Origin of the sequence: Pseudomonas sp. TH31, assembly GCF_016650815.1 — a bacterium.
Taxonomy (GTDB): Bacteria; Pseudomonadota; Gammaproteobacteria; order Pseudomonadales; family Pseudomonadaceae; genus Aquipseudomonas.
Window position 1 is genome coordinate 782,160 of the sequence record NZ_JAEKEZ010000029.1, and the last position, 21,943, is coordinate 804,102.

Consider the following 21,943-nt stretch of genomic DNA (forward strand, 5'->3'; position numbering starts at 1 on the left):
GAGGCCCGCAACGGCCTCCCTTTTTTATGCCCGCCGCGAATCTCCTCGTAGGAGCTGCCGAGTGAAACGAGGCTGCGATCTTTTGATCTTGCTGTTAAAAAACAACATCAAAAGATCGCAGCCTCGTTTCACTCGGCAGCTCCTGCAGGGGATATGCGTCATCAGGGGGCGAATGTGGGACAATGCCTCCCACTTTCAGCCATACCCGAATCGACCACACCCATGAACGCCCCCGCACACCCCGCCCTGCGCGCAAGAAGCCTGACTCCGCCACCCCGGCCAACGCCGTGGAACCACGTCCGAAGGCCAGCCTGCACCCGCGCAACCGCCACCAGGGTCGTTACGACTTCCCGGAGCTGATCAAGAGCACGCCGGAACTGGCGAAGTTCGTGATCCTCAACCCGTACGGCAAGGAAAGCATCGACTTCGCCAGCCCCGACGCGGTGCGGGTGTTCAACCGGGCATTGCTCAAGTCGTTTTACGGCGTGGCCCATTGGGATATTCCGGCTGACTACCTGTGCCCACCGGTTCCGGGGCGTGCCGACTACGTGCACTTCCTGGCCGACCTGCTGGCCAGCGTCAACGACGGCGAAATCCCCCGCGGCGCGCCGGTCAAGGTGCTCGATATCGGCATGGGCGCCAACTGCGTCTATCCGCTGATCGGCTACAGCGACTACCGCTGGCACTTCCTCGGCTCGGAAATCGACCCGACGGCCGTGGCCGCCGCCAAAGCCATCGTCCAGTCCAACGGGCTGAACAAAGCCATCCAGCTGCGCCTGCAAAACAATCCCAAGCACATTCTGCTCGGCCTGCTCGAACCCGGCGAACGCTTTGACCTGACCATGTGCAACCCGCCGTTCCACGCGTCGATGGATGAAGCGACCAAGGGCAGCGAGCGTAAATGGCGCGCCCTGGGCCGCGCCGACCCAAAACGAAAACTGCCGGTGCTGAATTTTGGCGGTCAATCGGCCGAACTGTGGTGTGAAGGTGGCGAAGCCCGCTTTGTGACCCAACTGATCGCCGAGAGCGCGCACTTCCAGCACAAAGTGCTGTGGTTCAGCACCCTGGTGTCGAAAGCCTCGAACCTGCCGGCGATTCAGACCGCGCTGAAAAAGGCCGGCGTCCTGGAAAGCCAGGTCGTGGAAATGTCCCAAGGACAGAAGCAAAGTCGCTTTGTGGCCTGGACCTTCCAGACCAAGTCCGAGCAGCAAGTCTGGCGCGAGCGCTGGGTTCGCAAGGGCTGAGTCTCTGACCGCTGGAGATCAACTGTGGGAGCGGGCTTGCTCGCGAATGCGGTCTAACATTCAACATTGATGTTGAATGTTATGGCCCCTTCGCGAGCAAGCCCGCTCCCACATTGGTTTCGAGGTGTTTTAAGGGCCAAATCGCAGACACAAAAAAGCCGTGCCCGGATTGCTCCGGTGCACGGCTTTTTTTTACTGCGTCTTACTTGTTAACAGCGTCGGTCAGGCCTTTGGCCACAACCAGCTTGATAACTTTCTTGGCAGCGATTTCGATGGCAGCGCCAGTCGAAGGGTTACGGCCAGTGCGGGCAGGACGCTCGGTCACTTTCAGTTTGCCGATACCTGGCAGAGTGATTTCGCCGCCGTTTTCCAGCTGATCGGCAACGATTTGGCCCAGTTGGTCCAGAGCGTTACGCGCGGTGGTTTTTGGCGCGTCGATAGCTTCAGCAATGTCGGCGATCAGTTGGTCTTTAGTAAGAGCCATGTAGTGTTCCTTCCCTATCAAATTCATGTGGATTGCAGAGTGCAGTGTCAGCCATCGAGCCCGATCTTCTGGATCTGGCACCCTCGGCCATAACCGCGACGAGTCGGGGTTATAGATACCGAAATCAGGGTTTGGTTCGACCTGACAAATGCTGAATGCACGCTTAACGCAGTGACTTCGCGTAAGACGGGGCAAAACTAGCACAGAGACGGGGAAATATCCGCCTCTTGCTACCCATTTGGTCAGCTTTATTGCTCTAAACCGGGAAAAAACTGCATAAGGGCCGCTTCACATCGTCGATTTAGCCTTGGCACCCCCGTAGGAGCTGCCGAAGGCTGCGATCTCTTGATCTTGTTTTTTAAAATCAAAGTCCAAAGATCGCAGCCTTCGGCAGCTCCTACAAAGGGGGCGTGCTCGCCTGTTTGCGGTACACTTGGCACTTTTTGGGGAGCACGCCCTCCTCTCTTCAATCAGCCGAGAAGCCCATGCCGATCCGTCATTGCATCGTCCACTTGATCGACAAAAAACCCGACGGCACACCTGCAGTTCTTCACGCTCGCGACTCGGAACTTGCAGAGTCCACAGCCATCGAGAACATGCTCGCCGACCTCAACGAGAGCTATAACGCCAAACAAGGCAAGGCCTGGGGTTTGTTCCATGCCGAGTCCGGGGCGCATCCGTTCAGTGGCTGGCTGAAGGAATACCTCGATGGCGGCAAGGATTTCACGGCATTCAGCCGGGTGGCAGTGGAACACCTGCAAAAGCTGATGGAAGAGTCGAACCTGTCGGTGGGCGGCCACGTGTTGTTTGCGCACTACCAGCAAGGCATGACCGATTACCTGGCCATCGCCCTGCTGCACCACAGTGAAGGCGTGGCCGTGACCGAAGCGCTGGACGTGACCGCATCGCGGCACCTGGACCTCGGTCAATTGCACCTGGCGGCGCGGATCAACATCTCCGAGTGGCAGAACAACAAGCAGTCCAAGCAGTACATTTCGTTTATCAAAGGCAAGAACGGCAAAAAGGTTTCGGAGTATTTCCGCGACTTCATCGGCTGCCAGGAAGGCGTCGACGGCCCCGGCGAAACCCGCACCTTGCTCAAAGCCTTCAGTGACTTCGTCGAAAGCGAAGACTTGCCGGAAGAGTCCGCCCGCGAGAAGACCAAGACCCTGGTCGATTACGCCAGCAGCCAGGCCAAACTCGGCGAGCCGATGGGCCTGGAAGAACTCTCGGAGCTGATCGACGAAGAACGGCCGAAAGCCTTCTACGATCACATCCGCAACAAGGATTACGGCCTGTCCCCGGAGATTCCGGCGGATAAGCGCACCCTGAACCAGTTCCGCCGCTTCACTGGCCGCGCTGAAGGCTTGTCGATCAGCTTCGAAGCGCACCTGCTGGGCTCGAAGATCGAATACGACGAAGAAGCCGGCACGCTGATCATCAAAGGCCTGCCGACCCAACTGACTGACCAGCTCAAGCGGCGCAACTGATGCTGAACGGCATCCTGAAGAAATGCCTGCTGATCCTGCTGGTGGTCGTGGTTTACCAGAACTGGGGCAAGATCGAGCGGTACATCCATCCGGCGCAGGTGGTGTCCGAACAGACCCAGGCCAAGGCCAATGTCGTGCTCTACGCCACCGACTGGTGCGGCTACTGCAAGCTGACCCGGCGCTTTCTCGATCAGAAAGGCATTCCGTACAAGGAATTCGATATCGAGAAGGACGCCGAGGCGCGCAAGGCCTATGAAGCGCTGGGTGGGCGCGGGATACCGTTGATCGACGTCAACGGCACATTGATTCGCGGGTATGACCCGGATGAGATTCTTGCCGCGCTGAAATGACTTGAAGGTCAAAAGATCGTCCGAACGCGGCCCGAGCCTTCGGCAGCTCCTACAGGATGTACACCAATCCCATGCAGGAGCTGCCGAAGGCTGCGATCTTGGCAATTACCCTACCGCCATCGCATTACCAAAAGATCAGCGCGCTTCGATACAGAATCCAAACCGCGGAAAGTGCACATGCACCACGCCCGCCCGCTCGTCCTCACGACGCAAAATCAATTCCTCACGCCCCGCAAACACCAATTCACCGGTCACCGGATCAACGCCATAGTCGGTGGCAGCAATCACCACCTGCTGGCCCACCCCAAAGCCGTTAGGTTCATCGAACGACTCATCCGGCAACGCAGCAGGCGTGGCATTGCGCGACACCTGCAGCGCCTCCTCGGCGGTCATCTCGCTGAACGCGCCATGACCAAAACCCATCACCCGACCCAACCACGCCGAAACCGCCGGATAAGCATCGACCAGCGATGAAGTCACAGGCGTCGCCTTGAGGAACCACAAGCAGTGGACGAGGGAAAAGTCAGCAATCGACGGCTCGCCTAACAGAAAGTCGCCTTGCTCACGCTGAAGCTGTAATTCGAGACGCCCCATGATCGTCGGCCACTGGTGCCGAGCCTGTTCCGCCGACAACCTCGTCGCGCTGCCACCGCTGAACAACCCGGCACGATCGGCCAGGAACGCCTTGATCGCTTCGGGCGACAACTTACCGAAACGCACGGCCACCGACTCCGGCTGGAACACCAGGCTGACCGCATGCTGGAACACCACCGTATCCGCCCAGGCGGCGAAGGTCGCGGCGATCATCTCCTGACCGTCCGGGAAGAACGCCGGCAGGGCTTTTTCCTGCTCCAGACGACGGGCGATCAGTGCGGTGTCGCAATAAATATCGGCACCGATCTGCAACACCGGTGTCTTGCGATAGCCCCCCGTGAGGGCGGTCAGATCAGGCTTTGGCATCACCGGCGAGATCTTCACCGAGCGCCAGGACAATCCTTTGAAACCCAGCAGCAGGCGGGCCTTTTCAGCGAAAGGGGATGTCGGGTAATTGTGAAGAATCAGCTCTGACATGCTCGGCTCCAACCCACGGATAAGGAGCTCGCAGCTTAGCGCGCAATTGGTTAGCAGCCCACAGATCTGTCTGATGGGAACTGATCAGTCAGATTGATAGGTGCCTACCAGACACTCCTTGGCGCTTTTCTTGAGTTTTTTGATCAACCGTTCCTGACGCAGCGCTTCGCTTTTGTCGCGGCAGACTTCGGTGTAGACCAGCGCCATGGCGGGGCTGGAGAGGAAAAACCGTGCGCCCTTGCCACTTTGGTGCTTGGCAAAGCGGCGCACCGGATCATCACTGATCCCGCAGTAAAGCGAGCCATTGGCCGCGCGAACGAGGTAGACAAACCAGGGTTTGCTCACCGGTGCATCGGTGTCGACGGGGATTTCGCTGAGGGTGTTCACGTGACGATCAAGGCTTGAAAGGAAACAAGCCGTGATCTTATCAGCGACTGGCCTGGAATGCCTTCAGCCCCTTCAGGGCCTGCGCGCGAACGGCGTTGCGCACCAGTGGCGTCCAGCCCAGCAACAGGCCTTTGGTGCCCAGCGCCTGACGCGACCAGCGCCACAGATCGAAGTGGTCGTGATGCTCGCAAATCTTGCCATCGCGAAACACGAAACGCGCCTGGATGTCGTTGATCACGATGTTGCCGGTCTGGCTGAACAGGTAGGTCGCCACCCAGTGGGCGCCGCCCGTGCGTTCGTCGCTGCGCACGTTGTCGAAGGTCAGGGAGAAGTCTTTGGCCCGGGTGGTGAGCATGCGCCACATGTCGCCGGCATCACGGCCACGCAACTCGCCGAACGCCGGATCACTGAACACCACGTCGTCGGTGTAGCAAGCGCTCATGGCCTCGGCATCCAGCCGCTGGAAGGCCTGGTAGAACCGGGTGATCAGGGCGTTGTGGGCATCACTCATGGGCAGGCTCCGTTTGCAAAAAGCTTCAAAAGAATGCCTGCACGATAGTCTGCAAATGCACGCAAGACCACCGGCATTCGTGGACCGAATGCCAGCAGTGCGCGGACTCAGACTTTTTCGCTGTGTACCTGAACGTAGAGCGAACGCCCGGCGCCGAGCCCGGCGATGATCGCACCCAGGCCGATGACGCCAAAGATCCAGCCCAGCGCATTCCAGCCGCCGGTCCAGTCATGAACGATACCCACGGCGAACGGCCCCATGGACGCCAGGGTGTAACCGAAGCCCTGGGCCATGCTCGACAGGTTGGCGGCGACATGAGCATCGCGCGAGCGCAGTACGATCAGGGTCAGCGCCAGGCTGAACGTGCCGCCCTGCCCCAGGCCCAGCAGGATCGCCCAGCCCCACAGGCCTTCGATCGGCGCGTAGAGACAACCGAACAAGCCACCGAGCGTCAACAGCATGACCACGACAATCGCCAGTCGCTGGTCCTTGCCGCGTGTTGCCAGCCACGGTGCGGCGAGGGAGCTGGCCAATTGGACGATCACCGACCCCGACAGCACCAGACCCGCCTGGGTCGGCGTCAGGCCACGACCAATCAGGATCGACGGCAACCAGCCAAATACGATGTAGGCCAGCGACGATTGCAAGCCCATGTAAAGCGTCACTTGCCAGGCCAGCGGATCACGCAGCAGACCGCGGACGCGGTAGGCAACGTTGTGCGAGCCGTGTTTCTGCCCTACTTGCGGCAACCAGAAAATCGCCGCGACCAGCGCCGGCACCACCCAAAAGCCCAGGCCCAACGCCCAGTTCTTGTCGAAATGCTCGCTCAACGGCACGGTCGCGCCCGCCGCCATCGCCGCGCCCAGGCACAGGGCCATGGTGTAGACACCGGTCATCGTGCCGGCCTGTTTCGGGAAGTCGCGCTTGACGATCCCCGGCAGCAATACGCCAATCACACCGATGCTGGCCCCGGCCAGAACGCTGCCGGCAAACAGCCCGACTTCACCGAATGAACTGCGTAGGATGATCCCGCCGGCCAGCACCAGCAGAATCCCGAGCACCACTCGCTCGGCACCAAAACGCCGCGCCAGAATCGGCGCCAGCGGTGCGAACAAGCCGAGGCAGAGCACCGGCAACGTCGTCAGCAAACCGGCCTGTGCAGCCGACAGACCAAGCGTCTTCGACACTTCGCTGAGCATCGGCGCCATGCTCGACAGCGCCGGGCGCAGGTTCAGCGCCACCAGGATCAGCCCCAGCAGCAACAGCCACGGCCGCCGCAGAATCGGATGACTTTGCTGGACCTGTTCGTCATCGGCCTCGGCATCGATCAGCAGCTCTTCGAGCTCCGCCGTGCGTTTGGGCTGTGTGATGTTACGGTTACTGGCAGGCATGGTTTTCTCGGTTTCAAGGTTCATTGATCAACTGCCTCGACAGGGCTTTGGCCCGTTCCGGGTCACGTTGCTCGACGGCATCCAGCAGTTCGATATGAAGATCGAACACCTCTTGGCGTCGTGGAGTGATGCTCAGGGTCTGGCGCAATTGCGCGCCGACGATGCTGGAAAAGTAGCGATACAGCTCGCTGAGGGTCGGGTTGTGCGCGGCGTCGACCAGCCGGCGGTGAAACACCAGGTCGCAGGCGATGTAACTGTCGAGATCGCCGTGGTAGTGACTGCCGCTGATGCCCAAGGCCTCGCGCAGCGCCGCCAGGTCTTCGTCGGTGCGGCGCAATGCGGCCAGGCCGATGGCTTCGACTTCCAGAATGTGCCGGGTTTCCCGGGCTTGTTCGTGGGTGCACCGGGACAACGCCTTCAGGGTGTCCAGCGGATCGAGCACGGCCCGCAAGTAACTGCCGTCTCCCTGGCGAATCTCGATCAACCCGGAAAACGCCAGCACGCGCATGGCTTCGCGCACGGTATTGCGGCTGATGCCCAACTCGGAAGACAACTCCGGCTCGGTGGGCAGGCGTTGGCCGACTGTCCAGACGCCTTGGTTAATACGTAGACGCAGTTGATCCAGGGCCTGATCGACCAAGGACCGCTTAACCAGTGGAGAAATTTCGGACATAAGGCTCACCATTTCATCCAATCATAGGATGAATTTATTGACACCTTAGTCAGGTTTATCCGAAAAGACAACCGCTGCAAACCTGCAATCAGGAAAAGGCCAGGCTATTTCCAACTCAGATATAGACCTTTCCCACAACAGCCAGTCCCTTATTCCGATAGTTCAATGCAGTACTCGCTTAATAGACTTCTTGTCTCCTGGGCACGGCGTGCCTTGGAGCGTTTCAACGCCTTCGGATCTCGTTATCGATAAGGAATACGCTATGCAAGAAGTCAACTATGGCCGCAAAACCGACTCCTCGTTCTTTCTGGAGCCGGCCCCTGATCTGGTCGCCGTACGTACCCTCCCCGGCGCTCCTGCCCTTGCCGACACCAGCGCCATCGCGTCAATGGAGGAAGCGCAGTTGGTGATGCGCTTCGAATCCTCAGGTCTGAGCGTTTTCAAGTTGCCCACCCAAGGAAGCGATCTGCAAGCCTGCAAGCGTTGTTTGCGCAATTTGCCCGTTGTGCGCTTTGCCGGCAGCGTATTGGTGACGCCGGGCACACTGGAACCGGTGATCTATACCGAGAATATGTTCATCAAGTTCGTGGATGCCCTGACTTCTCAAGACTGCGAAACGGTCATTAAAAGTGCCGGTCTTACAATCAAGCAACAGCTCGACTACGCACAAAATGCTTACTTCGTGACTCCTGGCGAAGGCAGCGGAACCCAGGTCTTCAGCCAAGCGCTTTGCTTGCTCGAACACGCGGACGTGGAGTACTGCCATCCGGAACTGCTGACTCAACGCCGCTCACGCACCATTCACCCCAATCAGTGGCACCTGAAAAAAACTACCGTGACCTATCAGTATGAAATCGATGCCAGCGCCAACGTCGAAGCCGCGCACGCTTTGAGCCAGGGCGAGAATGTGGTGATTGCCGTCATCGACGATGCCTTTGATATTGACCATCCTGAATTTTCCTCAGCCGATAAAATCGTTGCCCCCAGGAGCTTCAGAAACCCCAGACAACCCAGCAATGACCCGCGCCCTCAGGACAGTGACGAAAGCCATGGCACCGCAGCCGCCGGCGTCGCCTGTGCCGACGGTCTGCATGGCGCAAGTGGCGTGGCGCCGAAAGCCCGCTTAATGCCAATCAGCCTGGGGGATAGCGACTCCCTCGGAGGACAAGCCGAAGCCAACGCATTCGTCTGGGCTGTCCGCAACGGCGCGGACATCATCAGTTGCAGTTGGGGTCCACCGGACGGAAACTGGGCCGACCCCTCGGACCCTGCCCATGACGAAGTCCACCGCTTGCCCGCCAATATTCGCCTGGCTATCGACTATGCGGCGATCAGGGGACGCAAGGGCAAAGGCTGCCCGATCTTCTTCGCCGCAGGAAACGGCAATGAAAGTGTCGATAACGACGGTTATGCCAGTCATACCAATGTCATCGCCGTCGCCGCCTGTAACGACCACAATCGCCGCAGCGCCTACAGTGATTACGGCAAAGCTATCTGGTGCGCGTTCCCCAGCGATCATGAACACCATCCGGACGCAAACTTCGAGCCTGCCAGTTCTGCCCCTCGCACCCGGGGCATATGGACAACTGACCTGCGCGGACGCAATGGCTACAACGACAAATCCCCCGGACAAGGTGACCCGTGGGGCAACTACACAGAGAATTTTGGCGGCACGTCGAGTGCCTGCCCGGGGCTGCCGGCGTGGCTGCGCTGATCCTGTCGGCCAACCCCGCGCTGACGCGTGAGGAGGTTCGCTCGATCCTTGCCGCCTGTTGCGACAAGATCACGCACCCTCAGGATGGAGAGCTGGGCAAATACGACCAGAATGGCCATAGCCATTATTACGGCCATGGAAGACTCAATGCCTTGAAGGCAGTGCGTTTGGCCCTGGACAAAACGCCCGCCTGACTCCGGGGTTCAGGCAAAAAAACCCGGAGCAAGTCCGGGTTTTTTCATTGCAAAGTGTCGATCAATGCAGGATCTGGCTCAGGAACAGCTTGGTCCGATCATTCTGCGGGTTGTCGAAGAAGTCGTTCGGCGCAGCCTGTTCGACGATTTCGCCTTTGTCCATGAAGATCACGCGATTGGCCACGGTGCGGGCGAAGCCCATTTCGTGGGTTACGCAGAGCATGGTCATACCGTCTTCGGCCAGGCCGATCATGGTGTCCAGCACCTCTTTCACCATCTCGGGGTCGAGTGCCGAGGTCGGTTCATCGAACAGCATGATTTTCGGTTTCATGCACAGGGCACGGGCAATCGCCACACGCTGTTGCTGACCGCCGGACAGTTGCCCCGGGAATTTATGCGCCTGCTCCGGAATGCGTACGCGTTCCAGGTAGTGCATGGCGATTTCTTCGGCCTTGCGTTTCGGCATCTTGCGCACCCACATAGGTGCCAGGGTGCAGTTCTGCAGGATGGTCAGGTGCGGGAACAGGTTGAAGTGCTGGAACACCATGCCAACTTCGCGGCGGATCGCTTCGATCTGCTTGAGGTCGTTGGTCAGTTCCACGCCATCGACCACGATGCGGCCCTGCTGGTGTTCTTCCAGGCGATTGAGGCAACGGATGGTGGTCGATTTGCCGGAACCCGATGGGCCGCACAGGACGATACGCTCGCCCTGCTTGACGTTCAGGTTGATGTCTTTCAACACGTGGAACTGGCCGTACCACTTGTTCACGCCCTGCATCTGAATAATGCCTTCAGGGCTCACAGGCTGTTTGATCGCTTCACTCATAAACTACGCTCCTAACGCTTGTGGCCAGTGTCCAGCTTACGTTCCAAATGCATGGAGTAGCGGGACATACCAAAACAGAAAATCCAGAACACCAGGGCCGCGAACACATAGCCTTCGGTGGCCATGCCCAGCCATTTCGGGTCGGCGGCGGCTTGCTTGACGCTGTTGAGCAGGTCGAACAGGCCGATGATGATCACCAGGCTTGTGTCCTTGAACAGCGCAATGAAGGTGTTGACGATGCCCGGGATCACCAGCTTCAGGGCTTGCGGCAGAATCACCAGGCCCATGCTGCGCCAGTAACCAAGGCCCATCGCTGCAGCCGCTTCGTACTGACCTTTAGGGATCGCTTGCAGACCACCGCGCACCACTTCGGCCACGTAGGCCGACTGGAACAGGATCACGCCAATCAGTGCCCGCAGCAGTTTGTCGAAGTTCATGCCTTCAGGCAGGAACAACGGCAGCATCACCGAGGACATGAACAGCACCGTGATCAACGGCACGCCGCGCCAGAACTCGATGAAGGTCACGCAGACCACTCGAATCGCCGGCATGTTCGAACGACGCCCCAGCGCCAGGATGATCCCCAGCGGCAGCGCACCGGCGATACCGACGGTAGCGATGACCAGGGTCAGCATCAGGCCGCCCCACTGGCTGGTCGCGACGTTGGTCAGGCCAAAGATCCCGCCATGCAACAGGAAGTAGGAAATGATCGGGAACGCCACCAGGAAGCTCAGCCCGTACACCGCTTTACGGTGAAAGCGCGAGATGAACAGGGGGGCCACGCCGATAACCGCCAGCCACACGGTCAGGTCCACACGCCAGCGCAGTTCCGGCGGGTAGTAGCCGTACATGAACTGGCCGAAACGCTGCTGGATGAACACCCAGCAGGCGCCGTCCTTGGTGCAGTCGGCGCGGGTCGTGCCGACCCAGTTGGCGTCCAGGATCGCCCAATGCAGCAGCGGCGGAACCACCAGGTAGATCAGGTAGAACGCGAACAGGGTCAGCAGGGTGTTGATCCAGCTGGAGAACATGTTGGCGCGCATCCACGCCACCACACCGATGCTGCTGTGAGGGGGTGGCATGTCAGGTTTGAAAGTATGGGATGTCATGTGCGCTTCCTCACCGCTCGATCAGCGCAATGCGCTTGTTGTACCAGTTCATCAGCAGGGAAATGCTGATACTGATCGCCAGGTACACGCTCATGGTGATGGCAATAACCTCGATCGCCTGCCCGGTCTGGTTCAGCACCGTACCGGCAAACAACGAGACCATTTCCGGATAACCGATACCGGCCGCCAGCGAGGAGTTCTTCGCCAGGTTCAGGTATTGGCTGGTCAGTGGCGGGATGATCACGCGCAGAGCTTGCGGGATGATCACCTTGCGCAGGGTCGGGCCGTTGCGCAGCCCGAGGGAACGTGCCGCTTCGGTCTGGCCGTGGCTGACCGACTTGATGCCCGAACGCACGATCTCGGCGATAAACGCCGCGGTGTACACGGTCAGGGCCAGGGTCAGCGCCAGCAGTTCGGGGATCAATACCCAGCCACCGACAAAGTTGAAGCCTTGCAGCTTGGGCAGTTCCCAGTGCAACGGCGCGCCGAAGATCAATGCGCAGAGCGCCGGGATCACCACGATGATCGCCAGCCCCACCCAGAACTTGTGGAACGGTACGCCGGTGGCTTCGAAACGCTTGTTGGCCCAGCGGCACATCATCACGATGGCAACAATGGCTATCACGACGCTGATCGCGAATGCCCAGAACCCACTCGACATTTGCGCGGCCGGCATGTTCAGGCCACGGCTGCTGACAAAGAAGGTGTCGCCGAAGTTATGGCTGGCACGCGGCCCCGGCATGGTCAGGAACACCGCGAAGTACCAGAACAGGATTTGCAGCAGCGGCGGTATGTTACGGAAGACCTCCACGTAAACCGTCGCCAGCTTGCTGACGATCCAGTTCGGCGACAGCCGTGCCACGCCAACGATGAAACCGAGGAGGGTCGCCAGGACCACGCCAATGACGGTCACCAGCAACGTGTTAAGCAGGCCAATGACAAACACCCGGGCATAGGTGTCCGATTCGGTGTAGTCGATCAGGTGTTGAGCGATGCCGAACCCGGCACTGCGATCCAGAAAGCTGAAGCCGGAGGTAATCCCCCGGTGTTGAAGGTTGGTTTGCGTATTGTTGAACAGGTACCAGCCCATCGCGACGACCGCGACAATCGTGATGATCTGGAAGAGCCACGCACGCACTTTTGGATCGCTGAGGCTGAGCCTCTGCTTTGGTGCGCCGATTGATTTTTGCATGAAGTGCCCCGCAAAGAATGGAACAGAACATCACCCGGTGGTTGGCCCACCGGGTGATAGAACCATCAGCGCACTGGTGGTGCGTATTGAATGCCGCCGTTGGTCCACAGCGCATTCAGGCCACGGTCGATTTCCAGCGGAGTGCTCTTGCCGAGGTTTTTCTCGAAGATTTCGCCGTAGTTACCGACTTGGGAAACGATCTTGACGACCCAGTCCTTCGGCAGCTTCAGGTCTTTGCCGTATTCGCCGTCAGCACCCAACATACGGGCAACATCCGGGTTCTTGGTCGACTTGGCTTCTTCAAGCACGTTTTTCGAGGTGATACCGGCTTCTTCGGTGTTCAGCAGCGCGTAGCCAACCCAGCGAACGATCGCCAGCCATTCGTCATCGCCATTACGCACGACAGGGCCCAGCGGCTCCTTGGAGATGGTTTCCGGCAGCACGACGTAGTCTTTTGGCGAAGCCAGCTTGCTGCGCTGTGCGTACAGCTGCGACTTGTCGGAGGTCAGAACGTCGCAACGACCGGATTCCAGCGACTTGGCGCTTTCATCGGAGGTGTCGAAAGTGATCGGGGTGTACTTCAGGCCGTTGGCGCGGAAGTAGTCGGACACGTTCAGCTCGGTGGTGGTACCGGCCTGGATGCAGATGGTCGCGCCATCCAGTTCCTTGGCACTTTTCACGCCCAGCTTGCTGTTGGCCAGGAAGCCCACGCCGTCGTAGTAAGTGATGAAACCAGGGAATTTCAAGCCCATGCCCGCGTCACGGGAGCTGGTCATGGTGGTGTTACGCGAAAGGATGTCGATTTCGCCGGACTGCAACGCGGTGAAGCGCTCCTTGGCGTTCAACTGGCTGAATTTGACCTTGGTGGCGTCGCCGAAAACGGCAGCTGCCACAGCGCGGCAGACGTCAGCGTCGATCCCGAGGATCTTGCCGGTGGAATCCGGAACCGAGAAGCCCGGCAAACCGTCGCTCACGCCGCACTGTACGAAACCTTTCTTCTGCACTGCATCCAGGGTTGCACCCGCCTGAGCGAACCCACTGACACCGAGCACTGCGGCTGCAGTCACGATGGCCAGGGTGGATTTCAACATTTTCATTCAAACCTCCAGTTTTGCTCTTGTTGTGTCGGAGCGTGAGTCCCGTCGCACCCTTTTGAGGCGTTGTTGACCCGTGTTGGCTTTTTTTGGGGTCAACCGACATAAGACTTTAGCTATGAGTCTAGTAGGAGAAAATCCACATCATGGATAACTCACTTCTCACCAATCGGCCGAACGGGCTGTAGCCCTTTCACGTTCGCTAAGCCCGTAACGGCCACTGGCGAACATCCATCACCGGATTCTTTGCTATCCCGTCGTCAGCAGTACACTGATAGTGTTACCGCCAGGCACGAGATTGGTTGCACAGGTTTTCCCATAGCAAAGCCCGTACCACACCGAACGCTTAAGCGATTCAGCGACAGGTCAATAGCAAAACTTGTAGCCTTGCGACATCTTCTTAACTGATCAACGCGGTACGCACTCACATCACGCACTTAATGAGAGCGCCCGCACATTATTGGAGCAACCATGACCCAGCCCTTGATTCTTCAGCCCGGCAAGCCCGTAGACGCCTGCGTTATCTGGCTGCACGGCCTGGGCGCCGATCGCTATGACTTTCTGCCAGTGGCCGAAGCCCTGCAGGAAAGCTTGTTGACCACCCGTTTCGTTCTGCCCCAGGCGCCGACTCGCGCTGTCACTATCAACGGCGGCTACGAGATGCCGAGCTGGTACGACATATTGGCCATGAACCCGGCGCGCGCCATCAGCTGCGAGCAGCTGGATGAGTCGGCAAACAGGGTCATTGAACTGATCGAAGAGCAGCGAGCCAGCGGAATAGACGCCTCGCGGATCTTCCTGGCCGGTTTTTCCCAGGGGGGCGCGGTGGTGTTGCACAGCGCTTTCCTGAAATGGCAGGGAGCCCTGGGTGGCGTACTCGCCCTGTCTACTTATGCACCGACATTCAGTGATGAACTGGAGCTTTCAGCCAGCCAGCAGCGCATTCCGGTGCTGTGCGTGCACGGCCAGTACGATGACGTGGTTCAGAACGCCATGGGCCGCAGCGCTTACGAGCATTTAAAGCTGCGTGGTGTCACCGTGACATGGCAGGAATACCCAATGGGTCACGAAGTGTTACCCGAAGAAATTCGCGACATTGGCGTCTGGCTGGCCGAGCGTTTGCGTTAACTCTTTATATGAAACGAACCTCCTTTAGCCTCCTTTGATCATCCCGCTACGCCGCGCCCGATTCTTGCATTACACTGGCCGGCGTACATTCCTTAACCAATTGATGAGATGACCGTGCTCAAAGCACTCAAAAAAATGTTCGGTAAGAGCGAGGCTGAGCAGCTCGCGCCAGTCGCCAGCGCTCCGTCTCACACACCCAGCCACCGCACCGACGGTCATCAGCCTGGCCGGACCGCAGCCGCAGCGGCACCGAAACACGAGCCGGTGACCACACCGGCCGCCCCACCTGTCGAGGCCATCGCCGTAGAGCAACCGCTCATCGAAGCGCCGAAACCTGCAAAACCGCGTCGCGAACCGAAGCCCAAGGCACCGGTTATTCCCTGGAAACTCGAAGACTTCGCCGTCGACCCCATGGAAGGCAAGACCCGCTTCCACGATTTCAAGCTCGCGCCTGAACTGATGCACGCCATCCAGGACCTCGGGTTCCCGTACTGCACGCCGATCCAGGCGCAAGTCCTCGGTTTCACCCTGGCCGGCAAAGACGCCATCGGGCGCGCCCAGACCGGCACCGGCAAAACCGCAGCGTTCCTGATTTCGATCATCACGCAACTGCTGGAAACCCCGCCGCCGAAAGAACGCTACATGGGTGAACCGCGGGCGCTGATCATCGCGCCGACCCGCGAACTGGTGGTGCAGATCGCCAAGGACGCCGCCGACCTGACCAAGTACACCGGCCTCAACGTCATGACGTTTGTTGGCGGCATGGACTTCGACAAGCAGCTCAAGCACCTCGAAGCCCGTCACTGCGACATCCTTGTCGCCACCCGGGCCGTTTGCTGGACTTCAACCAGCGCGGCGACGTGCACCTGGACATGGTCGAAGTCATGGTCCTGGACGAGGCCGACCGGATGCTCGACATGGGTTTCATCCCACAAGTGCGCCAGATTATTCGCCAGACCCCGCCGAAAAACGAGCGTCAGACGCTGCTGTTCTCCGCGACCTTCACCGAAGACGTGATGAACCTGGCCAAGCAATGGACCACCGAGCCGTCGATCGTCGAAATCGAAGCGCAGAACGTGGCCAGCGAAAACGTCGAGCAACACATCTACGCCGTAGCGGGTGCCGACAAGTACAAGCTGCTTTACAACCTGGTCACCGACAACGGTTGGGAGCGAGTGATGGTCTTCGCCAACCGCAAGGATGAAGTGCGGCGCATCGAAGAACGCCTGGTACGCGATGGCGTCAACGCCGCGCAACTGTCAGGCGACGTGCCGCAGCACAAGCGGATCAAGACCCTGGAAGGTTTCCGCGAAGGCAAGATCCGCGTGCTGGTCGCCACCGATGTTGCCGGTCGCGGCATCCACATCGACGGCATCAGCCACGTGATCAACTTCACCCTGCCGGAAGTCCCGGACGACTACGTACACCGCATCGGTCGTACCGGTCGCGCGGGTGCCGATGGCGTGTCCATCAGCTTTGCCGGTGAAGATGACTCCTACCAGCTACCGTCCATCGAGGCGCTGCTGGGTAAAAAAATCAGCTGTGAAACGCCACCGACGCATCTGCTGCGGGCGGTTGAGCGCAAGCGTCCGTAAATCGGAACGTACTGAAAGAGGCGCAGCCGGCAACGGACTGCGCTTTTTTTCGCCCGGCTTTTTTCAACAGGAGCTTGCCCAAGACAACTAAAAGTCCATAATGGACAAATTAGTTTACTTGTCACTCCCGGAGCCGACCATGTCCAGTACGCCTTACGTGATCACCCAACCCCAGGCCCGCGAACTATTGGCACAGGTCGACGTGCCGAAGATCCTGCGCAAGCTGTTCCGCGACCTGGCCGCCGGGCAAGCCGTGCAACCGGCGCAGCAACTGGTGGAATTCCCGAAGGGTGCCGGCGACTTCATCAACTACCTGGGGGTGTTGGCGGAGGATGGGGTTTACGGGGTCAAGACTTCGCCTTACATCGTGCGCGAGCAAGGCCCGCTGGTAACGGCGTGGACGTTGTTGATGTCGATGCAAACCGGCCAGCCGTTGATGCTCTGCGACGCCGCCGAGCTGACCACCGCTCGTACTGCCGCAACCACCGCCGTGGCCGTCGACGCTCTCGCCCCGCTGAAGGCCCGGCGCCTGGCGATTATCGGCAGCGGCAAAGTGGCTCAAGCCCACCTGCATTACGTGAAGGATCTGCGGGACTGGCAGAGCATCAGCCTGTACTCGCCCGGCTTGAGCGAACTGGAACCGCAAGCCTTGGCACGACTCAAGGGCCTCGATTCCCGACTGACCCTGGTCGACAGTCGTGAAGCCGCCATTCATGACGCCGATGTGATCATGCTCTGCACGTCCTCCGCCGGCCCGGTGATTGATCCGTCGAGACTGACCAGACCGGCGCTGATCACCTCAATCAGTACCAATGCTCCCCGCGCCCACGAAGTGCCGCCCCAGAGCCTCAATGACATGCAGGTGTTCTGCGACTATCGTCAGACCACCCCGGCTCGGCCGGTGAAATGCTGATAGCCGGCGAACAACATGGCTGGGACAAAAGCGCGATTGTTGGCGACCTGCCCGAGTTGCTCAGCGACAGGGTCCTGCGCCCCGGTTATGACCGTCATGTGTTCTTCCGCTCCATCGGCCTGGGCCTGGAAGACATCGCACTGGCCAATGCGATCTACCAACTAAACCGCTAACCCCACAAACCCTGTAGGAGCTGTCGAGTGAAACGAGGCTGCGATCTTTTGATCTTGACCTCAAAAGCACAATCAAAAGATCGCAGCCTCGTTTCACTCGACAGCTCCTACAGTCCCACAGGTTTCTCCGAAATTTCAGCATTTTCGCCCCACAGGAGACGTTCATGAGCCAGGCAGATTTCATCATTATCGGCGGCGGGATTGCCGGCGCTTCCACCGGTTTCTGGCTGTCGCAGCACGGGCGGGTCATTGTGCTGGAACGCGAATCCCATCCGGCCTATCACTCCACCGGACGTTCGGCGGCGCTGTACACCGCCGCTTACGGCACGCCACAGGTGCGCGCGCTGACCCAGGCCAGTCGCGACTTCTTCGACACCCCGCCTGCAGGTTTCTGCGAACACCCGCTGCTGACTCCGCGCGGCGAGATGACCGTGGACTTCACCGGCGACCCGGCCGAACTGAACAATCAATACCTGAGCGCCAAAGCTACTGTGCCGCAGATGCAATTGCTCAGCGCCGACGAAGCCTGCGCACGCCTGCCGATCCTGCGCCGGGAAAAAGTCCATGGTGCGATCTATGACCCGACCGCCAGCGACATCGACACCGATGCCTTGCATCAGGGGTATCTGCGAGGCATCCGCCGCCACAACGGAGAAGTCCACACCGACAATGAAGTGCTGCGCCTGACCCGTGACGCCGAAGGCCTGTGGCACGTGCAAACCAACGACCAGACCTTCAGCGCACCTGTCATCATCAATGCCGCGGGCGCCTGGGCCGATAAAATCGGCGCGCTGGCCGGCGCCACGTCGCTGGGTTTGCAACCCAAGCGCCGTGCGGCGTTTATCTTCCCCGGCCCGGAAGGCGTGGACATCCACCACTGGCCAATGCTGGTGGCCCTCGACGAATCCTTCTACATGAAACCCGATGCCGGCATGTTCCTCGGCTCGCCCGCCAACGCCGACCCGGTGGAACCGCATGACGTACAGCCCGAAGAGCTGGACATCGCCATGGGCATCTACCAGATCGAAGAAGCCACCACCCTGACCATCCGCCGTCCGACCCGCACCTGGGCCGGCCTGCGCAGTTTCGTGCGTGACGGCGATTTGCTCTGTGGCTTCGATCCGCAGGTGCCGGGGCTGTTCTGGGTCGCCGCACAAGGCGGCTACGGCATCCAGACCTCGCCGGCCATGGGCCAGGCAAGCGCTGCACTGGTTCGCGGTGAAGACTTGCCCGAGCAACTCAGCCGTTTCGGCCTGGACGCCGCGATGCTCTCCCCTGCGCGCCTGGGTTGAACCCCGGACTTGGGTGACGTGTCGACCCGATTGCGGCAAACTTCCAGCGCCCTTTTTGATAGGGCGCTGACGTTGCCTGGAGCTCCCTGTATGAACGCCCCCGAAAAAGACCCGGCCCTGGACAACTACCGGGCGATTGCCGACGCGATCGCTACCCTGTTCTTTCCGCACGCCGAGGTCGTACTGCACGATCTGCGCACGCAAAAATCGATTACATCGCCAACAACCTGTCGAAACGGGAAATCGGCGATGACGCGGCACTGGAGGACATGCTCAGCGAGGAGGTCAGCGAACGAAACATCGGACCTTACGAAAAGCTCAATTGGGACGGCCAGAAGATTCGCAGCCTCAGCAGTGTGCTGCGCGACAGCGACGGCCATCCGCTGGCGGTGCTGTGCATCAATCTGAATATTTCGCTGTTCGAGAATGCCAAGGCTGCGCTGGATTTATTCCTGTCGCCGACCAAGTTGATTCCGCAACCCGACTCACTGTTTCGCGATGACTGGCAGGAACGAATCAATACCTTCCTGCATGCCTGGCTGCGCGAACGTCAGTTGAGCCTGAATGTGCTGAGCCGCGACCACAAACGCGAGCTGGTACTGGCGCTGCACGCCGAAGGGGCTTTCAAGGGCAAAAGCGCCTCCAACTATGTGGCCAATGTGCTGAACATGGGGCGGGCGACGGTGTACAAGCATTTGAAGGAATTGAAGGGCTGAAGATCAAAAGATCGCTGGCTTCGCCAGCTCCTACAGGGGAATGCGTTCCAATGTAGGAGCTGGCGAAGCCTGCGATCTTTTATTGATCAGTCGCCGTAGATATCGGACTTGAAATACTTGTCGGAAATCTTCTGGTATTCACCACTCGCGCGAATCCCGTCGATGGCGGTGTTCAATTCGCTGACCAACGCGGTATTGCCCTTGCGTACCGCAATCCCCGCGCCCTCGCCCACGTATTTCGGATCCTTTAGCTCCGGCCCGACAAACGCATAGCCTTTGCCTCGCGGCATCGACAGGAAGTCACTCAGCGGAATGGTGTCGGCAAAAATCGCATCGAGGCGGCCGGCCGCCAGGTCCATGTAGATTTCTTCGTTGTTACCGTAGCGCTTGACGTTGATGCCCTTCGGCTCGAACACCTCGGTGGCGTAACGGTCGGTGGTGGTGGCGCGCTGCACGCCAATCGTCTTGCCCTTGAGGCTGGCGTAATTGTCATCCACTACCGCACCGTCCTTCATCACCAGACGCGACGAAGTAAAGTAGTACTTGTGGCTGAAGTCCACGGACCTCTTGCGGTCTTCGTTAATGGTCATGGACGACAGCGCCATGTCGATTTTCTTCACTTTGAGGGAAGGAATCAGACCGTCGAATTCACCTTCGACCCAGATGCACTTGACCTTCATCTGCGCGCACAAGGCGTTACCGATGTCGTAGTCGAAACCGACGATTTCGCCCTTGTCGGTTTTCGAAGCGAACGGTGGATACGCCGCTTCAATGCCGATGCGCAGGGTTTGATCGGCGGCGAACGCAGTGCTGCACGCCAACAGGCTCAGGGCCAGACCGGTAATGAGGGGGAATTTCTTCATGTTCATTCTCTCGCGGGTTGTTGTTGGTTTGGCAAGACAGAAGAAAGAGCAGCAACGGGTGAGGCGTTTTTTGTACTTATAATTCCATACTGGACTTTTGTGTATAAATCGTCAATCGGGTGTGCGCAGATCGGCCATGCCTTTGATCGGGAGGTGAGCCTGGGGGATTTGGGGGTTGCTGATGGCCTCTTCGCGAGCAAGCCCGCTCCCACATTGGGATGCGTTTCCCTGTGGGAGCGGGCTTGCTCGCGAAGGCGGACTGACAGCCAACAAAGAAACAACTGACCGCTTAATTCTTCCAGCGATCCGCCGCCGCATGATCGCTGCCCCGCCCCTCCACCCAACGCGGCCCGTCGCTGGTGGTTTCTTTCTTCCAGAACGGCGCGCGGGTTTTCAGGTAGTCCATGACGAACGCGCAGGCATCGAATGCGGCCTGACGGTGGGCGCTGGCGGCACCGACGAAGACGATCGGCTCACCCGGTTCCAGGGCGCCGATGCGGTGCAGCACTTCAAGCTTGAGCAACGGCCAGCGTTGCTCGGCCTCGACGGCGATCTTGCCCAAGGCCTTTTCAGTCATGCCTGGATAGTGCTCGAGAAACATCCCGGCGACATCGAGCCCGTCATTGAAGTCGCGCACGTAGCCGACAAAACTCACCACCGCACCGACGCCGACATTGGCGGCGTGCATGGCGTTGACTTCAGCGCCCGGGTCGAACGCCGTGGACTGCACGCGAATCGCCATGCTCAGCCCCCGGTCACAGTCGGAAAGAACGCCACTTCATCACCCTCAACCACTGGCTCGTCGAGCTGGCAGAGGTCTTCGTTGCGGGCGCACATCAGGTTTTGCTCGCTCAGTACCTCGGCACCGTCGCGCTTGGCCAGCAATGCACGCACGTCATCCACGGTGGCGAAATCGCCTTCAACCTTGACCGAGTCCACGCCCAGCGCTTCACGGTAGCGAGCGAAAAACTTCACCGTAAGCTTCATGACGGATCGGCCTGGAAATGGCCGCTCTTGCCGCCGACCTTCTCCAGCAATCGCACGCTTTCGATGGTCATGCCACGGTCCACGGCCTTGCACATGTCATAGATGGTCAGCGCCGCGACGCTGGCAGCGGTCAAGGCTTCCATCTCGACACCGGTCTGCCCGGACAGCTTGCAACGGGCGACGATGCGCACGGTGTCGTCGCCTTCGGCACTGAGCTCGACCTTGACGCCGGTCAGCATCAACGGATGACACAGGGGAATCAGATCGCTGGTTTTCTTCGCCGCCTGAATGCCGGCAATGCGCGCCACGGCGAACACATCACCCTTGGGGTGACCGCCGCTGACGATCATCTGCAGGGTTTCGGGCAGCATGCGCACCAGCGCTTGGGCCGTCGCTTCACGGAACGTCACGGCTTTTTCAGTGACGTCGACCATGTTGGCGCGACCTTGGGAATCGAGATGAGTCAGCACGGGGTTACTCCTGATCAGGAACCACGATTGTAAACCTGCGGGTCAAATTTTCGCACGCTTGATTATGTGTCCACCC

Annotated in this window: 22 protein-coding genes and 3 pseudogenes; 11 read left to right on the forward strand and 14 right to left on the reverse strand. The window is 59.5% G+C overall.

Annotation, left to right across the window (positions count from 1 at the left end):
* Positions 1–182: 182 nt before the first annotated feature.
* Positions 183–1,244 (forward strand): 23S rRNA (adenine(1618)-N(6))-methyltransferase RlmF, encoded by a 1,062-nt coding sequence (gene rlmF / locus JFV26_RS23080; RefSeq protein ID WP_201195648.1) that lies wholly within the window; start codon positions 183–185, stop codon positions 1,242–1,244.
* Positions 1,245–1,446: 202 nt separating this feature from the next.
* On the opposite strand, the gene JFV26_RS23085 is transcribed toward rlmF, so the two are convergent.
* Positions 1,447–1,728, reverse strand: a complete 282-nt coding sequence (locus JFV26_RS23085; RefSeq protein WP_007905514.1) for an HU family DNA-binding protein — start codon at positions 1,726–1,728, stop codon at positions 1,447–1,449.
* A gap of 485 nt (positions 1,729–2,213) precedes the next feature.
* On the opposite strand from JFV26_RS23085, the gene yejK reads away from it, so the two are divergent.
* Together yejK and JFV26_RS23095 are read left to right on the forward strand one after the other, a co-directional pair.
* Positions 2,214–3,218 (forward strand): nucleoid-associated protein YejK, encoded by a 1,005-nt coding sequence (gene yejK, locus JFV26_RS23090; protein WP_201195650.1) that lies wholly within the window; start codon positions 2,214–2,216, stop codon positions 3,216–3,218.
* Positions 3,218–3,568 carry a glutaredoxin family protein gene (locus JFV26_RS23095; RefSeq protein WP_201195651.1) on the forward strand — a complete coding sequence of 117 codons (351 nt, stop codon included), beginning with the start codon at positions 3,218–3,220 and terminating at the stop codon, positions 3,566–3,568. Before yejK ends, JFV26_RS23095 begins: the two co-directional genes overlap by 1 nt.
* A 135-nt stretch (positions 3,569–3,703) precedes the next feature.
* Here the strand turns inward: JFV26_RS23095 and JFV26_RS23100 are convergent, their stop codons facing one another.
* From JFV26_RS23100 to JFV26_RS23120, 5 genes are all read right to left on the reverse strand, one after another.
* The gene (locus JFV26_RS23100) at positions 3,704–4,639 is read right to left on the reverse strand and encodes a glutathione S-transferase family protein (protein WP_201195653.1); all 936 of its coding nucleotides are present in this window, start codon (positions 4,637–4,639) and stop codon (positions 3,704–3,706) included.
* An 84-nt stretch (positions 4,640–4,723) separates the two neighbouring features.
* Positions 4,724–5,026: a GIY-YIG nuclease family protein gene (locus tag JFV26_RS23105; RefSeq protein WP_201195655.1), complete on the reverse strand. Its 303-nt coding sequence runs from the start codon at positions 5,024–5,026 to the stop codon at positions 4,724–4,726.
* A gap of 40 nt (positions 5,027–5,066) precedes the next feature.
* A complete protein-coding gene (locus JFV26_RS23110; RefSeq protein WP_201195657.1) occupies positions 5,067–5,537 on the reverse strand; it encodes a nuclear transport factor 2 family protein in 471 nt (156 codons plus the stop codon).
* Between the two features lie 107 nt (positions 5,538–5,644).
* Positions 5,645–6,952 (reverse strand): CynX/NimT family MFS transporter, encoded by a 1,308-nt coding sequence (locus JFV26_RS23115; RefSeq protein WP_201195658.1) that lies wholly within the window; start codon positions 6,950–6,952, stop codon positions 5,645–5,647.
* Positions 6,942–7,601: a FadR/GntR family transcriptional regulator gene (locus JFV26_RS23120; protein WP_201195659.1), complete on the reverse strand. Its 660-nt coding sequence runs from the start codon at positions 7,599–7,601 to the stop codon at positions 6,942–6,944. The genes JFV26_RS23115 and JFV26_RS23120 overlap by 11 nt, the downstream gene beginning before the upstream one ends.
* 262 nt (positions 7,602–7,863) lie before the next feature.
* Here JFV26_RS23120 and JFV26_RS23125 point away from each other — a divergent pair, with 262 nt between their 5' ends.
* The gene (locus JFV26_RS23125; protein WP_201195660.1) at positions 7,864–9,315 is read left to right on the forward strand and encodes a S8 family peptidase; all 1,452 of its coding nucleotides are present in this window, start codon (positions 7,864–7,866) and stop codon (positions 9,313–9,315) included.
* On the forward strand, positions 9,303–9,509 hold the full coding sequence (locus JFV26_RS23130; protein ID WP_201195661.1) for a hypothetical protein: 207 nt from the start codon (positions 9,303–9,305) through the stop codon (positions 9,507–9,509). Before JFV26_RS23125 ends, JFV26_RS23130 begins: the two co-directional genes overlap by 13 nt.
* A 61-nt stretch (positions 9,510–9,570) precedes the next feature.
* Here JFV26_RS23130 and JFV26_RS23135 read toward each other — a convergent pair whose 3' ends face one another.
* The 4 genes from JFV26_RS23135 to JFV26_RS23150 all read right to left on the reverse strand — a co-directional run bounded on the left by JFV26_RS23135 (position 9,571) and on the right by JFV26_RS23150 (position 13,733).
* Entirely contained in the window at positions 9,571–10,335 is a 765-nt protein-coding gene (locus tag JFV26_RS23135) for an amino acid ABC transporter ATP-binding protein (protein WP_003171943.1), read from the reverse strand.
* An 11-nt stretch (positions 10,336–10,346) separates the two neighbouring features.
* Positions 10,347–11,444, reverse strand: coding sequence for an amino acid ABC transporter permease (locus JFV26_RS23140; RefSeq protein WP_201195662.1), 1,098 nt, complete (start codon positions 11,442–11,444; stop codon positions 10,347–10,349).
* 10 nt (positions 11,445–11,454) lie between these two features.
* Positions 11,455–12,636: an amino acid ABC transporter permease gene (locus JFV26_RS23145; RefSeq protein ID WP_201195663.1), complete on the reverse strand. Its 1,182-nt coding sequence runs from the start codon at positions 12,634–12,636 to the stop codon at positions 11,455–11,457.
* 65 nt (positions 12,637–12,701) lie between these two features.
* Positions 12,702–13,733: an amino acid ABC transporter substrate-binding protein gene (locus tag JFV26_RS23150; protein ID WP_201195664.1), complete on the reverse strand. Its 1,032-nt coding sequence runs from the start codon at positions 13,731–13,733 to the stop codon at positions 12,702–12,704.
* Between the two features lie 468 nt (positions 13,734–14,201).
* Between JFV26_RS23150 and JFV26_RS23155 the strand changes: the two genes are divergently transcribed.
* The 6 genes and pseudogenes from JFV26_RS23155 (at position 14,202) to JFV26_RS34525 (ending at position 19,547) form a co-directional block, all read left to right on the forward strand.
* Complete coding sequence (locus JFV26_RS23155) at positions 14,202–14,858, forward strand: alpha/beta hydrolase (RefSeq protein ID WP_201195666.1); 657 nt, start codon at positions 14,202–14,204, stop codon at positions 14,856–14,858.
* Between the two features lie 108 nt (positions 14,859–14,966).
* A pseudogene (rhlB, locus tag JFV26_RS23160) lies at positions 14,967–16,453 on the forward strand (ATP-dependent RNA helicase RhlB).
* A gap of 139 nt (positions 16,454–16,592) precedes the next feature.
* A pseudogene (locus JFV26_RS23165) lies at positions 16,593–17,539 on the forward strand (ornithine cyclodeaminase family protein).
* Positions 17,540–17,703: 164 nt separating this feature from the next.
* Positions 17,704–18,831 carry an NAD(P)/FAD-dependent oxidoreductase gene (locus tag JFV26_RS23170; RefSeq protein WP_201195667.1) on the forward strand — a complete coding sequence of 376 codons (1,128 nt, stop codon included), beginning with the start codon at positions 17,704–17,706 and terminating at the stop codon, positions 18,829–18,831.
* A 90-nt stretch (positions 18,832–18,921) separates the two neighbouring features.
* Positions 18,922–19,205: pseudogene (locus JFV26_RS34520) on the forward strand (PAS domain-containing protein); the annotation flags it as partial.
* A 192-nt stretch (positions 19,206–19,397) separates the two neighbouring features.
* On the forward strand, positions 19,398–19,547 hold the full coding sequence (locus tag JFV26_RS34525; RefSeq protein WP_342215478.1) for a helix-turn-helix domain-containing protein: 150 nt from the start codon (positions 19,398–19,400) through the stop codon (positions 19,545–19,547).
* 86 nt (positions 19,548–19,633) lie between these two features.
* Here the strand turns inward: JFV26_RS34525 and JFV26_RS23180 are convergent, their stop codons facing one another.
* The 4 genes from JFV26_RS23180 to moaC all read right to left on the reverse strand — a co-directional run bounded on the left by JFV26_RS23180 (position 19,634) and on the right by moaC (position 21,867).
* On the reverse strand, positions 19,634–20,410 hold the full coding sequence (locus tag JFV26_RS23180; RefSeq protein ID WP_201195668.1) for an ABC transporter substrate-binding protein: 777 nt from the start codon (positions 20,408–20,410) through the stop codon (positions 19,634–19,636).
* A 289-nt stretch (positions 20,411–20,699) separates the two neighbouring features.
* Complete coding sequence (moaE, locus tag JFV26_RS23185) at positions 20,700–21,152, reverse strand: molybdopterin synthase catalytic subunit MoaE (RefSeq protein WP_201195669.1); 453 nt, start codon at positions 21,150–21,152, stop codon at positions 20,700–20,702.
* A 2-nt stretch (positions 21,153–21,154) separates the two neighbouring features.
* Positions 21,155–21,397, reverse strand: coding sequence for a molybdopterin converting factor subunit 1 (gene moaD, locus JFV26_RS23190; protein WP_201195670.1), 243 nt, complete (start codon positions 21,395–21,397; stop codon positions 21,155–21,157).
* The gene (gene moaC / locus JFV26_RS23195) at positions 21,394–21,867 is read right to left on the reverse strand and encodes a cyclic pyranopterin monophosphate synthase MoaC (protein ID WP_077430837.1); all 474 of its coding nucleotides are present in this window, start codon (positions 21,865–21,867) and stop codon (positions 21,394–21,396) included. The genes moaD and moaC overlap by 4 nt, the downstream gene beginning before the upstream one ends.
* Between the last annotated feature and the right edge of the window lie 76 nt (positions 21,868–21,943).

Bases quoted from the DNA above. Each gene is read 5' to 3' on its own strand.
- JFV26_RS23085 (WP_007905514.1), bottom strand. From the start codon at position 1,728: ATGGCTCTTACTAAAGACCAACTGATCGCCGACATTGCTGAAGCTATC.
- JFV26_RS23140 (WP_201195662.1), bottom strand. From the start codon at position 11,444: ATGACATCCCATACTTTCAAACCTGACATGCCACCCCCTCACAGCAGC.
- rlmF (WP_201195648.1), top strand. From the start codon at position 183: ATGCCTCCCACTTTCAGCCATACCCGAATCGACCACACCCATGAACGC.
- JFV26_RS23115 (WP_201195658.1), bottom strand. From the start codon at position 6,952: ATGAACCTTGAAACCGAGAAAACCATGCCTGCCAGTAACCGTAACATC.
- JFV26_RS23135 (WP_003171943.1), bottom strand. From the start codon at position 10,335: ATGAGTGAAGCGATCAAACAGCCTGTGAGCCCTGAAGGCATTATTCAG.
- JFV26_RS23095 (WP_201195651.1), top strand. From the start codon at position 3,218: ATGCTGAACGGCATCCTGAAGAAATGCCTGCTGATCCTGCTGGTGGTC.
- moaD (WP_201195670.1), bottom strand. From the start codon at position 21,397: ATGAAGCTTACGGTGAAGTTTTTCGCTCGCTACCGTGAAGCGCTGGGC.
- yejK (WP_201195650.1), top strand. From the start codon at position 2,214: ATGCCGATCCGTCATTGCATCGTCCACTTGATCGACAAAAAACCCGAC.
- JFV26_RS23170 (WP_201195667.1), top strand. From the start codon at position 17,704: ATGAGCCAGGCAGATTTCATCATTATCGGCGGCGGGATTGCCGGCGCT.
- JFV26_RS23145 (WP_201195663.1), bottom strand. From the start codon at position 12,636: ATGCAAAAATCAATCGGCGCACCAAAGCAGAGGCTCAGCCTCAGCGAT.
- JFV26_RS23120 (WP_201195659.1), bottom strand. From the start codon at position 7,601: ATGTCCGAAATTTCTCCACTGGTTAAGCGGTCCTTGGTCGATCAGGCC.
- JFV26_RS23110 (WP_201195657.1), bottom strand. From the start codon at position 5,537: ATGAGTGATGCCCACAACGCCCTGATCACCCGGTTCTACCAGGCCTTC.
- moaE (WP_201195669.1), bottom strand. From the start codon at position 21,152: ATGGCGATTCGCGTGCAGTCCACGGCGTTCGACCCGGGCGCTGAAGTC.
- JFV26_RS23125 (WP_201195660.1), top strand. From the start codon at position 7,864: ATGCAAGAAGTCAACTATGGCCGCAAAACCGACTCCTCGTTCTTTCTG.
- JFV26_RS23155 (WP_201195666.1), top strand. From the start codon at position 14,202: ATGACCCAGCCCTTGATTCTTCAGCCCGGCAAGCCCGTAGACGCCTGC.
- JFV26_RS23150 (WP_201195664.1), bottom strand. From the start codon at position 13,733: ATGAAAATGTTGAAATCCACCCTGGCCATCGTGACTGCAGCCGCAGTG.
- JFV26_RS23100 (WP_201195653.1), bottom strand. From the start codon at position 4,639: ATGTCAGAGCTGATTCTTCACAATTACCCGACATCCCCTTTCGCTGAA.
- JFV26_RS23180 (WP_201195668.1), bottom strand. From the start codon at position 20,410: ATGAAGAAATTCCCCCTCATTACCGGTCTGGCCCTGAGCCTGTTGGCG.